The following is an 11,704-nucleotide window of genomic DNA, read 5'->3' on the forward strand; positions in this document are numbered from 1 at the left end:
CAATCTTGCCTCCCACTAGATGATGCTATATATGTAGGTATGTTCCTACAATGGGGCGTTGCATGAGCATTACCCGCCTGTCCAGCCGAGAGTTGAACCACGACGTCAGCAGGGCGAAGAAGGCTGCCGAAAAAGGCCCCGTAGTTATCACAGATCGCGGGAGGCCGTCGCATGTATTGATGACCTACAGTGAATTCGAACGCCTGACCGGCAAGACTCGCAATCTTGTCTTGGCTCTTTCAGAGCCTGGTTTGTCAGATATCGATCTCGATCCACCTCGAGTCGAAATTGCGCCTCGCCGGATCGACCTATCGTGAAGTATTTGCTGGATACAAACGTCGTATCCGAGCTGCGCAAAGTCGGGGACGGTAAAGCCGATGCGAATGTCACGAGGTGGGTCGGTGCGCAAGCTTCCGACGACTTATTCATTTCCGCGATTACTATTTTGGAACTTGAGCGCGGAATATTAAGCATCCAACGTCGCGATGCTGCGCAGGGTTCTCGCTTACGGGGCTGGATGGATAGTCGGGTTCGCCCTGAATTTGCGGAGCGAGTTCTCCCAATCGATGATGCGGTCGCTACGCGTTGCGCCCACTTACATATTCCAGACCGCCGCAACGAGGCTGATGCCTTGATAGCAGCCACTGCGCTGGTTCACGGTCTTCCGGTGGTCACGCGCAATGTTCAGGATTTTGATGGTACAGGCGTGATCTTGGTCGACCCTTGGCGAGATTGAACCGGGGCGGGCGTTGGGGATGCCTTCGCGCAACTCCTTGGGCACATAAAGCGTTTGCTAGAAGTGTACTGTGCGCAAGGAACGCGACTTCGACACATATGGAAACATCATCCAAGTCCGCGACCTCGGAAGAACCGACGTCTCCGGCGATGAAACCAGGACCGAATTCTACTACGCGCCTAACACGTCGAGCTATCTCGTATCAGCACCTTATGGGAGGAAGATCATCATTATGGCGACGAGCGCCGTCCTCAGTTGGGGCGGTTATCCTGGCCCGCATCGCGGACCTACCTGCTTCTCGCCTCCCGGAACTGCTGCCATGGGGATGGAAGCGCCGTCGCCAGGCAGAAGTCTCGCCTCATCAGCAGGCTGCCTGAAACCACATCCCTGCGTCATAGTTCAACTCCCCATCGTGCGCGCGCCTCTCCCCCGCGTGCCTGGTCGGATGCTTACTCTGGACCGTGCCCTACCGCTCTTTCAAAAATCTCCGGCAGCGCTGGCCGGCGACCGGGGCGGCCTCCGGGCGCAATGAGCCGGAAGCCAGGCGGGCGCGGCGCGAGGCGATCAAGGAGACCGAGGAAGAGGAAGCGTCAAAAGCGAGGACAAGGGAGCGCCGGCGGAAGCGATACCCATCCCTGCCACTGATAGGCCGCCTTTGGTGCGCGCGGTCGGCACGCATGTCGGGATCGTCTTCGTCATCGGCACCGAGGGCGAACTGGCGGATCGAGCGACGGTGAGTGCCTTTTACTTTCCAACCGCAGATGGCGACGAATATGTCTGGGCTTCCTGGCGACCGGGCTCACTGGAGGAGCTGATGACAAGCTGGCCGGCACGAACCCCATCGGATCAAGGCGAACTCGACGCGGCTGGTGGATACCTGATCTGGCGGAGTTGCGGCTTGCGCGACGTGATGCCAAATCCAGGCGGCGAGCCGAAGAGCGTAAAAACAGCCTCTCCGGTGGGAGAATAGGAGACAGCCCTTGAAGAATTTCGAAGCGCGGCCTCCGGAGAGGTATACCGGCAGGGAAGCCATTTTCCGGAGTGCGCGAAAATCTCGGCTGGCAAAGCGTGGCCATCACCTGCCGATATAGGCAGCCAGTTCGTCCGGCGTTCCATTTGGAAAAGCCTGTTTTAGAAAGTCCAGGAACGCAGAGACGCGCGCGCTGAGCAGTCGCCGAGAGGGGTAGAGGGTCCAGAGAGTGACCTCGGGGCCATCGATTTCCCCCCAATTGACCAGCGTGCCGTCCGCCAGGTCGTGGCTCACCAGCGAAATGGGAAGACGTCCTGCGCCGACACCGGCGCGCACCGCATCGCGGATTGTGATAAGCGTCGACAAGGTGAGCACGGGTTCGATCTTGATCGTCGACCGGCCGGCGGCTGTCTTCACCTGCCATGTTTGCGCTTCGCTTGCGCCACGCGCAACGCCTGGAGCGGCGCGGCCGCCGGTCGGGCAGGGAAGGTCGGGGCTTGCCACCACCACCAGCCGGTCGCGCAGAAACGCCCGTCCGACGAGGCTTTCGTCGGGATCTGGATTAACCCGGATGACCAGATCGTAGCCTTCCTCGATCATATCGACGGACCGGTCCTCACTCGTTACCTCAAGCCTCACCTCCGGATATTTGAGGGCAAAGCCGGCGGCGATCCTGCCCATGGCGGTCTGGGAAAAATGTATAGGTGCGCTGATCCGCAATCTTCCCTTGGGTTTCTGACCGCCAGAGGCAATCGTCGCAGCCGTCTCGTCCAGTTCGGCGAGCAAAGCCCCCGTCCGCTCGAACAGCGCCCGTCCTTCTTCGGTGAGCTTCAGGTTGCGCGAACCCCGTTCAAACAGCCGCAGAGCGAGGCTGCTTTCCAGCTCGGCGACGCGCCGCGACAATGTCGCCTTCGGCCGGCCGGTGGCCCTGGCCGCTTTGCCGAGGCCGCCATGGCGGGCAACGAGATTGAAATCGGCAAGTGCAAGAAGGTCCATGAGTGTTCCACCAGTGAGACGGCGTGTCTATAATCGCTGCCTTTCGGACTGTTAGTGAACCACACATATTCGACGTGTCAAGCAACCCGACACGGAGAAAAACCATGACCATTCTCGTCACCGGCGCCACAGGCAATATCGGCCGCCAAGTCGTTGAACACCTCGTCAAGCGCGGCGCCGATGTCCGTGCTCTTGTCCGCGATCCGTCGAAAGCGGATTTTCCGGCTGGCGTCAGCGTCGTTCAGGGCGACTTCCTCGATATCGGCTCGTTGCGCCACGCCATGTCTGACGTATCGACACTGTTCCTTCTGAACGCCGTGGTGCCGGACGAATTCACCCAGGCTTTGGTTGCGTTGAACGTCGCCCGATCGGCCGGCATCGAGCGGATCGTCTACCTCTCGGTGATCCACGCCGACGTCTATGTGAACGTGCCGCATTTCGCCGGCAAGTTCGGTGTCGAGCGGATGATAGAGCAGATGGGTTTCAAGGCGACGATCCTGCGCCCGGCCTACTTCATCCAGAACGATCTGATGGTCAAAGACGTCATAACCGGCTACGGCGCCTATCCGATGCCGATCGGCGACAAGGGTCTCGCCATGATTGACGTGCGTGATATCGCCGAGATCGCCGCCCTTGAGCTGCTGCGCCGCGAACGGTCCGCGGAGCCGCTGGCGCTCGACCGGATCAACCTCGTCGGTCCGGAAACGCTGACTGGGGCTGGTATCGTCGCCATCTGGTCAGACGCGCTCGCCCGCCCGATCCACTATGGCGGCGACAATACCGAGGGCTTCGAGCAGAATCTCAAGCAGTTCATGCCTGCCTGGATGGCCTACGACATGCGCCTGATGGGTGAGCGCTTCCTGACCGACGGGATGCTGCCTGAGACCGGCGACGTCGAGCGTCTGACAAAGCTGCTCGGACGCCCGCTGCGCTCCTATTCCGCCTTCGCCTCGGAAATTGTCGCTTCCGCCTGACGCAGGCAACAGCGATTTCAAAAAGGACGATCACCATGATCTATTCGACCGCCACAGTTCCGGTGAATCCGGAAGGCGAAACCCCTTTGACGCGCGCCCAGGCCTGGCAGGGTCTGGAACGCAAGGCGCGCGACGCCCGGCTCTTTCTTCCCGCCGGTCTCTGCACTCGCTGCGATGTCGTGGAGGAAAGCCCAACCCATTTCGTGCGCGAGGCGACGATTGCCGGGTTGGATCTGCGCGAGATCATTACCCTGGAACCGCAAGGCAAGGTCACCTTCTTTCAGGCCACAGGCCCACGCGAGGGAGCGATCGTCAACGAGCTCTTCGAGGATCAGCTGCAACTGCGCTTCTACTGCTACATCGGGCTGCGCGGCAAACAGCCAAACGGCCGCAGATCGTCGGCGATGTCCACTTCGACGATCTGATCTTTTTCCGCGATGGAGGCCACAACGAGAACAAGAGAAAGCGGTCGAATGGGATTCGGCGGCGCCTCGCTCCCTCGTATTACCCACCTCCTCATCCCGGGGTTTTTCTGCTACGAGGCCGGGCCGGTACTCCGAGAATTCTTTTAAACGAGGACATACTGGCGGAGAAGCTGGCGGCGAGCAGAGGCTTTCGTATTCTGGATCCACTTAAGTCGTCGGTGGAGGAACTCGTGGCTGCCTGCTGTTCGGCTCGCGTGGTGGCGGGGATCGAAGGAAGCCAGCTCGTGCATGGGTTAATGACTATGCCTTTGGACTCCACCTTGATGGTAATACAACCGCCCGACAGCGTGGTCTCGGTCCTGAAGACGACAACGGACCGCCAGGGACAAAACTTCGCCTTCGTGGTCGGGGAGGGCGATCAGAACAGCTTCGTGGCGGACGTTAACGACATTGAGCGGACGCTGGATTTGCTCCCGAATTGACTCAACGTCACCTTCCATGTGCGGCATGTCCCGTGATGGCCGGAGAACTCTGACCGGTGGAAAAACCTATTCTCTAAAGGGTGCCGGCAGATCTCGGGCCAAACTCGCAGCGGTCGGTAGTGGATGCCGTCTTGGTTCTTGATCCATGAGCGGAGCCATACTTGGTCGCCGCTGCTGGGCTGCTACTCATTCCAAGAATGTACCAAATCTCGCGCTCCACTGCACAAGTCGAGCGAGGGCGTCGCGTTTTGCAACGAATTCCTGTCGGGACGTCACGTACGGTCTTGCTGCGCGGCTCCATCATGAGGCCGCAGGTGAAACGGCACCGATATTGCCGCGCAGCTCGAGCCGTCGCTGAAACAGGTGACGCCCGAACTTTATCCGTCGACACAAGCCACCTGAACCGAGGCGGGAATGATATGCTACCACAGCGCGGTGTCGCTTCCGGAGCTTATATCCGTCTGGATCGGCTCAACGATTTCCATCTCAGCCGTGAAGACCGTGCCGTTTTTCCGCTCGTAGATAAAGTCGCCGCGCAGCTGGCCCATTACACCGCGGATCAATCTCGTTCCCATTCCGGTTGTGGCCATCGCCGTGTCGAACCCGACGCCGTCGTCCGAGACGACAAGGCACGCGCGATTGCTAGACAAAGGCTTCAATGAAATCGCAATCACGCCGCTATGGCCCGAAGGGAATGCGTATTTGAGAGCGTTGGTGACGACCTCGTTTGCGAGAAGCGCAAGCGGAGTTGCGTGGTCGGCCGACACCGCTATGTCGTCGATGTCATAACTGACGCTCACGCGGTCGCCGCAGGCAACGAGAAGGGTGTCCACGACGGCAGGGATCAGGTCCCGGGCGGATACGTTTTTGAACTGGTCCCGGCTGTAGATCTGCTCGTGCACGGCGATCATTGCAGAAATCCGGTCCAGGAGAGACTGCTGGATTTCCTTTGGAAGCTGTTGCGTTCTGATCAGTCCCTGCACGGATTGGAAGTTGTTTTTCACCCGGTGGTGGATTTCCCGCATGAGAAGCTGGTTTTCCTCGAGTGCTTCAGCCAGCCTGGCTGATTTAGCCGCGTCTCTTGCCAGCAGATGCCTGATCCATGTTCCGGCGGCGAACGACCCGATTGTGGCGAGAGACAGGACGGCGGCCGCGATAAAGAGGTCGCTCCAGAACCGTGCCAGCCCGACGCCGGCGTCGGCCGAACCAATTGCCACGAATTCTGTACCTTCGACTGTCGTGTACGCCACCACGCGACGGACCCCGTCGGCGGGCGAGGTGGCGTTGTAGATGCCTGACGGTGCTTTCGGCAGAAGTTCGGTGAAGAGTACATATCCGCTCATGTCGACAGGTCCTGCAGGGACGGGGTAGCGTGCGACGAGCTGACCGTCACGACGGATGATTCCGACTGTGGAACCCGGCCCAAGATCAGCCGTCTTCCAAACGTCCTCAAGCAGCTTGCCCTGGAACGATACCACCGCCGCTCCGGCGAACTGTCCGTTGCGGTTCAATTGACGGCTGAACACGAATATCTGTTCCCCCGTCAGCCGGCTTACGAGAAGGCTTGAGACATAGGTTCTAGCGCCCTTCGCAAGAGCGGAGAAATAGTCACGATCCGTTATGTTGACCGGCTTTATCGCCGGGTCCGTCGAAAACAATGTGTCTCCATTGCGATCCACCACGTAAGCCTGAACCTCACCCGGCAGGTTTGCGACGGAGGCATTGATGTCCCGCACTGCTTCTGTGGCTACACCGATATCGGGCCCCAACGCATCGTCGATTCGCTGAAGAGCCTGCCAGGCCAACGCATTGATCCAAGAGGCATTCGTCGCGACGATCTTCGAGGCGGCAGTCGCCCGCTCCCCCGACCGCCGAACGGATGACGAGTAGCTTTCGTTGAGCCAGAGCCCCAAGAGCACGAGAAGGGCGGTGAACATCACTGCGATCACCGTCGTGGCCGCCGTGGCAACTTTCTGTCCACCCCACCTGAAAGCCATTGAAGTCCCTTGCGCCTGCGACCCTCCATCTTATCAGTAACGGATGCCTGGATCCCTGTCACCGGACCCGCCGGTCTCGTGGAACGAATAGGGCGGCTTTGTGTTGAGTCCCTCGTGGCCTCGAGTGCCACGCCTTACAACCCATGGACGGTAGGAGACATCATGTCAACGAAGACCCTCGAAGACCTCTTTATCGACGGCGTGAAGGACATCTACTATGCCGAGCGTAAGATCGTCGCGGCACTGAAGAAGATGATCCGCGGCGCGCAGTCTCAAGACCTCAGATCCGCTTTCGAAACCCATCTGCAGGAAACCGAAGGACAGATCGAGCGCCTTGCGCAGGTCTTCGAACTGCTCGGGAAGCCAGCGCGTGGAAAGACCTGCCCGGCCATCGACGGCATTGTCGAAGAAGGTCAGGAGATTATGGAAGAATTCAAGGATTCGCCAGCTTTGGACGCCGGTCTTCTCGCCGCCGCGCAGGCTGTCGAACACTATGAGATCGCCCGGTACGGTACGCTCCGCAACTGGGCGCGCGAGCTCCAAAAGGAAGACATCGCGCAGCTTCTCGAAGCCACATTGGCAGAAGAGGAAAAGACCGACCAACTGCTGACGCAGCTTGCCGACGCCAAGGTCAACAAGAAGGGCAAGACAAAAGCCGCGTAAAAACTTTATCGGGGCGACGCGGAGTGCCCCCGGAAGCCTCAGACCTGCAGCCAGACCATCTGCGGCTGGTGGGAGGCGCGGATAATTGTCCGACGGAAGTGGTTCGTCATCGTCTACGGGAGGCGACCGTCGGGCGTATGTTCCGTCCACCGGCATCTGATGATCGCCGCCATGCTGATGGGCCTTGGGTTCGCGCCGCTGCCCGCAATCGGCCTGTCACCGATGGCGATCACCGCTCCGGTCGCGTTTGGTGCCTGGATATTCCGGCGGTTGCACTTTCAGCCCTTACGGGCATCAGTGGCAGCTATGGGGCATGCTCAGCCCGCAGCTGTCATTCTTTTCGATCATCTGGCCTTTTCGTTAGCAATTCCGCAGCGCGACGAAAAGAGCTATGCATCTTGGTGCGTCGAAGCTGTCAGTTCATTATTCGCGTCTGGGCTAGAGAAACTGATACAGATAAAACGTAGGTCGTTGGTCCGATCTCTTCGAGGCGCCCGCCTAGATCGGGCGATCCACAGGATACGAGATGCTGATCGCCCCAACAGCTCGACGCATGTCGTCAAAGACTCGAGAACTACGATCCTCCAGCCTTTACGGTTAAGGCTGGCGGTCACAAGCTCCGGTCGGGTGTTGATCTCTCGATGGAGCGAACCAAGTTCATGCTAGACAGGCTGGCTGGTATATCACAACGAGACTTAGCTGAGTGGCGGGTGGGATGACAACGAACGTATTTGGGCGAATTCGGTGGGGTGGGATTCGTCCAGCCCTGCTTCTGCTTCTAAGTGCTGTCATCCCTATCATCGTTGTGGCCGGAGCTGCAGGCTACTACTTCATTCAGAAGGAGAAGTCGGCTCTAGATGAATCAATGCTTGCACAGGCTCAGCGGTCGTCCGTTGCAATCGCGAAGGAACTTGAGACGCAGGTCCAACTCCTGACGATTCTATCGGAATCGCCGCGCCTGGATCCGCCGCTGAATACGTCCCAGTTTGCGAGGATTGCGGAGAGGCTGAGGCTGCGGGTTCCAACCTGGGATCGATTGAGGATCACTGACAGAGAAGGGAGTATCGTCCTCACCGTTCCGGAGGATGCCTCTAGACCGAAGGTTCCATTGGTAGACACCGCCAGTCACCAGCAGTTGATGGAAAAGGCCCAACCGACTATCGGAAATGTCATGCGGGGGCCTGGAGGCGCAGTTGCATTTCCGGTCCGGGTTCCCGTGATCAGGAAGGAGAGGACGGTCTACGGGCTGACGGCCGTGATCCGGCCCCAGGCCGTGACCGACGTGCTTCATTCCACCGGCCTGCCCTCTTCGTGGGTAGGGTGGATCACTGACCGCGACGGCAAGCTCGTAGCTGCTAGCAGGGACGCCCCCTCTCTGGTTGGTGGCGACGCCGTGAAATTCGCCGTCTCGCATGTGTCGATCGCGGAACCTCATCTCGGCGCTCTTGCGTCGGGACAGGAAATTCGAATTCGCACAGCCACCGTCGCCGACACTGGATGGACGGTTAATATCGCTATGCCCTTGTCGAAGTTCCACGAGCTCTCCCTCCGCGGTTACCAGATCCTGGGAGCCGCCATTTCAATCAGCCTCCTGTTGTCGGGTGTTGCCACCCTTGTATTTCTCCGGGAGCAGGAGAGCCGGCGGCGCGAGGACGCCGCACTCGCCAGCTGGCAGCGTATGGACGCGCTCGGCAAGCTTACCGGCGGTGTTGCCCACGATTTCAACAACCTCCTCATGGTCTTCCAGTCCGGCGTCGAGAGCATGTTACGCAGACGTGAAGACGAGAAGCGTGTCCGCCAGGTCGCGGATATGATGCTGGAGGCGGTGGGTCGCGGCAAGGCGATGACGCAGCGCCTCCTCTCCCTCTCGCGCCGATCGAACCGAGATGCGAGTATCATCTTCCTCCAACAGAGAGCGGAGCCGTTGAGAGAGCTGCTCAAGAAGGCAGTTCAGGATGGTGTGGAGCTCGAGGTGGATTTCCCTCCAAACCTCTGGCCGGTAACTGTTGACGCTCAGGGAGTGGATGCGGCTTTGATCAACCTGGTCACAAACGCCCGTGAAGCCATGACCTCAGGAGGGAGGGTCTCGGTGCGAGCGAGGAACGTCGACGATTTGGCTTTTGAGATCAGGAAACTCAGCGGACCAGGTATCGCCATCGTCGTGTCCGACGATGGGCCGGGCATCAGGCAGGAGCATCTTCCGAGAGTGTTTGAGCCCTTCTTCACGACCAAGGGCGACACCGCCACGGGGCTGGGACTTACCCAAGTCTACAGCCTTGCCGATCGCTCGGACGGCTATGTTGCTGTTTCCAGCGTGGAAAGTCGGGGTTCCGCTTTCACGATCTACCTCCCGAGAGCAAGCGGGCCGGTGCCTGAGGTTGCGCAGGAGCCGGCTCCGGAAGTTCTACCACGAAAGGTGCTGGTCGTTGATGATACCCCTTCGTCCCTTTCCGTTGCAAGACTTGCTCTGCAGGACGAGGGGATCGAGGTAGTCGCATGTTCGGGCGGACGGGAGGCCTTGTCGATCCTTAACGACCATCAGGATATTGAGCTGGTGCTCAGCGACGTCATGATGCCCGATATAGGCGGTATCGAGCTATCGGAGATCGTGCGCAAGCGCCATCCGAGCTTGGGATTCGTCCTCATGACCGGGTATAGCGAGGCGATAGAGAAGGGGCAGAACGTGGACGTGCCGGTGGTGGTGAAACCCTTCACCAAGATTGAGCTCCGAGAGGCACTGAGCCGAGGAATGACCGCAGTAGGGCGGGCAGGGGCAAATATCGTTATCCTTCGCCGCTAGCTCCGTCGACCTCGTCGGCCAGTAAGAGGAAAGTCCCCTTGTCGAAACCTCTTTCGATCCCGGGTTGTGTTCTCAAGGTTTCTGGCCGACTGCGTTCTGTTGTCCTGAAACTGGGAAATACAATGGAGGCGGCCGGTGTCCTGGGTTCCAATCCCTTCAAGGCGAAAAAGATACCACCGTAGTTGTCGTCGCTCGTCTGTAGCTGTCTCAAACAGGTGCGTCACGCATCCATAACGCCGCTCGACATCGCTGCCTCATTCATCGCAACAAGCACGCGCCATCATCGTGGCAAGTTTTCTTCAATCCTACAGTCGGCATAGAAGCTCATTTGATTGCCGTTTTCTTTCGTGATCTATGCGCCTGATGGGCAACGTAAAATAGCAGCGCGAGGCTTGCGTTGAACTCGAACATTTCTTCCACTGCCGAGAGCATCTTGGATTCTGTGGCAACGTCGATCACTTGTGCAAGGCCAATGAAGCCCACGTGCAGGAAGATCAGGAAGTGGTCGGCCAACCAGGATTGCCTTTCGTCAATTTCGCGCCCCAACTGGCTCAGTGCAAACATCATCATGCCGATGGATGCGGCCAGCAGTAGTCCCACCCAAACCCAGGCCAGGGCGGGATGGATGTCGCGCAGCAGGCGATAAGCCAAAATCAGCAGATCGTGGAAGCCGTCCAGTTCGCCGCCTCCATAAAGGGCCGGAGGATGAAAGCCGACAAGGCGGGAACCGAAGCTGGTTTCATCCATCAACTCGGCGAAACCAATCAAACCCGCCACCAGAAGCGGAAGGTGCAGGCCTTTCCATGTGGCGGATGCCACCGCGGCACCAATCACGGCGGAGGCAAGGCAAGCGACACTCGCCATTTCGATAATGCCGTCTTCCTGCAGCAGCAGGGGCCGCGCACCCGGCACAAGAACCGCAGCCAGAGCTGCGGTAAGCGTGCAAACCGCTATGGAAGCCAGCGCGACAATTGCCCACCGGGCTCTCGATTGAACGAAGAGAGGCGGAAAAGCTGTAGCGACGCCCCCGGTTTCCACACTGTTCTCCTGTCGGATGACGGCCATGTGCGCTCCTTAGTCTGTCACGGAACTGTCACATATCGTCCATTTTCGGCCAAGAAAGGGCAAAGGAAAGGACATTCGCGCGCAGCTGCACGAACAATCTGCACCTCGGGTTCGACAGAGATCAGCGGCAGCGAAAGAGGGCGGAGCGACGGATAACACAACTGATGTTGAACACACGCTGTCTGCTGAGCATCAGCGCAAAGCTAAGGGGCACGCTGCATCAGGATTGCGCTATCACGCTGCATTCGCTCGTAGACATTCCAATGACTGCCTCACCCGGGCAAGCAGCTCTTCAAGCTCCCCTTCGTCGAAGCGAGCAAAGGCGAAACCGCAGCCGCTTGCAAATGTGAAGGTGAGGAAGCGCTTTTCGTGAAGTTCGGTGATGGAAGGTTCTTGAACTTCTCCAGATGAAGCTGTGCATGAGCAGTTTTTCAGATCGTAGCCGACGATCTGGCTTTTTGGCGCGAGGTATTTTTTCGAGCACTAGTTGAAATAGTTTCACGATTGGATCAGTCTTCGATGAAGACGGAGGGCCTTTCGTAATGGACCAGAAGAAGCCGAACCCCATTGACGTTTATGTCGGGAGCCGCATCCGA

9 protein-coding genes and 4 pseudogenes are annotated in these 11,704 nt (G+C 58.9%); 10 read left to right on the plus strand and 3 right to left on the minus strand.

Features of this window, described 5'->3' with window-relative positions:
- The first annotated feature begins 62 nt into the window (after window positions 1-62).
- From C5L13_RS12245 to C5L13_RS12260, 3 genes and pseudogenes are all read left to right on the plus strand, one after another.
- Window positions 63-317, plus strand: coding sequence for a type II toxin-antitoxin system Phd/YefM family antitoxin (locus C5L13_RS12245; RefSeq protein ID WP_105383542.1), 255 nt, complete (start codon window positions 63-65; stop codon window positions 315-317).
- A complete protein-coding gene (locus C5L13_RS12250) occupies window positions 314-736 on the plus strand; it encodes a type II toxin-antitoxin system VapC family toxin (protein ID WP_105383543.1) in 423 nt (140 codons plus the stop codon). The genes C5L13_RS12245 and C5L13_RS12250 overlap by 4 nt, the downstream gene beginning before the upstream one ends.
- Before the next feature lie 452 nt (window positions 737-1,188).
- A pseudogene (locus C5L13_RS12260) lies at window positions 1,189-1,720 on the plus strand (hypothetical protein); the annotation flags it as partial.
- Window positions 1,721-1,811: 91 nt separating this feature from the next.
- On the opposite strand, the gene C5L13_RS12265 reads toward C5L13_RS12260, so the two are convergent.
- A complete protein-coding gene (locus C5L13_RS12265) occupies window positions 1,812-2,702 on the minus strand; it encodes a LysR family transcriptional regulator (protein ID WP_105383545.1) in 891 nt (296 codons plus the stop codon).
- 104 nt (window positions 2,703-2,806) lie between these two features.
- Between C5L13_RS12265 and C5L13_RS12270 the strand changes: the two genes are divergently transcribed.
- The 4 genes and pseudogenes from C5L13_RS12270 (at window position 2,807) to C5L13_RS29270 (ending at window position 4,583) form a co-directional block, all read left to right on the plus strand.
- The gene (locus tag C5L13_RS12270) at window positions 2,807-3,676 is read left to right on the plus strand and encodes an SDR family oxidoreductase (RefSeq protein WP_105383546.1); all 870 of its coding nucleotides are present in this window, start codon (window positions 2,807-2,809) and stop codon (window positions 3,674-3,676) included.
- A 35-nt stretch (window positions 3,677-3,711) separates the two neighbouring features.
- Window positions 3,712-4,080: pseudogene (locus C5L13_RS12275) on the plus strand (AtaL-like protein); the annotation flags it as partial.
- Between the two features lie 20 nt (window positions 4,081-4,100).
- A pseudogene (locus tag C5L13_RS29615) lies at window positions 4,101-4,349 on the plus strand (glycosyltransferase family 61 protein); the annotation flags it as partial.
- Between the two features lie 75 nt (window positions 4,350-4,424).
- Entirely contained in the window at window positions 4,425-4,583 is a 159-nt protein-coding gene (locus C5L13_RS29270; RefSeq protein ID WP_245571232.1) for a hypothetical protein, read from the plus strand.
- Between the two features lie 422 nt (window positions 4,584-5,005).
- Here C5L13_RS29270 and C5L13_RS12285 read toward each other — a convergent pair whose 3' ends face one another.
- Entirely contained in the window at window positions 5,006-6,580 is a 1,575-nt protein-coding gene (locus C5L13_RS12285) for a sensor histidine kinase (RefSeq protein ID WP_105383547.1), read from the minus strand.
- Between the two features lie 162 nt (window positions 6,581-6,742).
- Between C5L13_RS12285 and C5L13_RS12290 the strand changes: the two genes are divergently transcribed.
- The 3 genes and pseudogenes from C5L13_RS12290 to C5L13_RS12295 all read left to right on the plus strand — a co-directional run bounded on the left by C5L13_RS12290 (window position 6,743) and on the right by C5L13_RS12295 (window position 10,043).
- The gene (locus C5L13_RS12290; RefSeq protein ID WP_105383548.1) at window positions 6,743-7,243 is read left to right on the plus strand and encodes a YciE/YciF ferroxidase family protein; all 501 of its coding nucleotides are present in this window, start codon (window positions 6,743-6,745) and stop codon (window positions 7,241-7,243) included.
- Window positions 7,244-7,408: 165 nt separating this feature from the next.
- Window positions 7,409-7,601: pseudogene (locus tag C5L13_RS29555) on the plus strand (L-lactate permease); the annotation flags it as partial.
- A gap of 357 nt (window positions 7,602-7,958) precedes the next feature.
- Window positions 7,959-10,043 (plus strand): ATP-binding protein, encoded by a 2,085-nt coding sequence (locus tag C5L13_RS12295; protein WP_105383549.1) that lies wholly within the window; start codon window positions 7,959-7,961, stop codon window positions 10,041-10,043.
- Between the two features lie 324 nt (window positions 10,044-10,367).
- On the opposite strand, the gene C5L13_RS12300 is transcribed toward C5L13_RS12295, so the two are convergent.
- On the minus strand, window positions 10,368-11,108 hold the full coding sequence (locus tag C5L13_RS12300) for a hypothetical protein (RefSeq protein ID WP_105383550.1): 741 nt from the start codon (window positions 11,106-11,108) through the stop codon (window positions 10,368-10,370).
- Window positions 11,109-11,704 lie beyond the last annotated feature (596 nt).

Origin of the sequence: Neorhizobium alkalisoli (genome assembly GCF_002968635.1) — a bacterium.
GTDB lineage: Bacteria > Pseudomonadota > Alphaproteobacteria > Rhizobiales > Rhizobiaceae > Neorhizobium > Neorhizobium alkalisoli.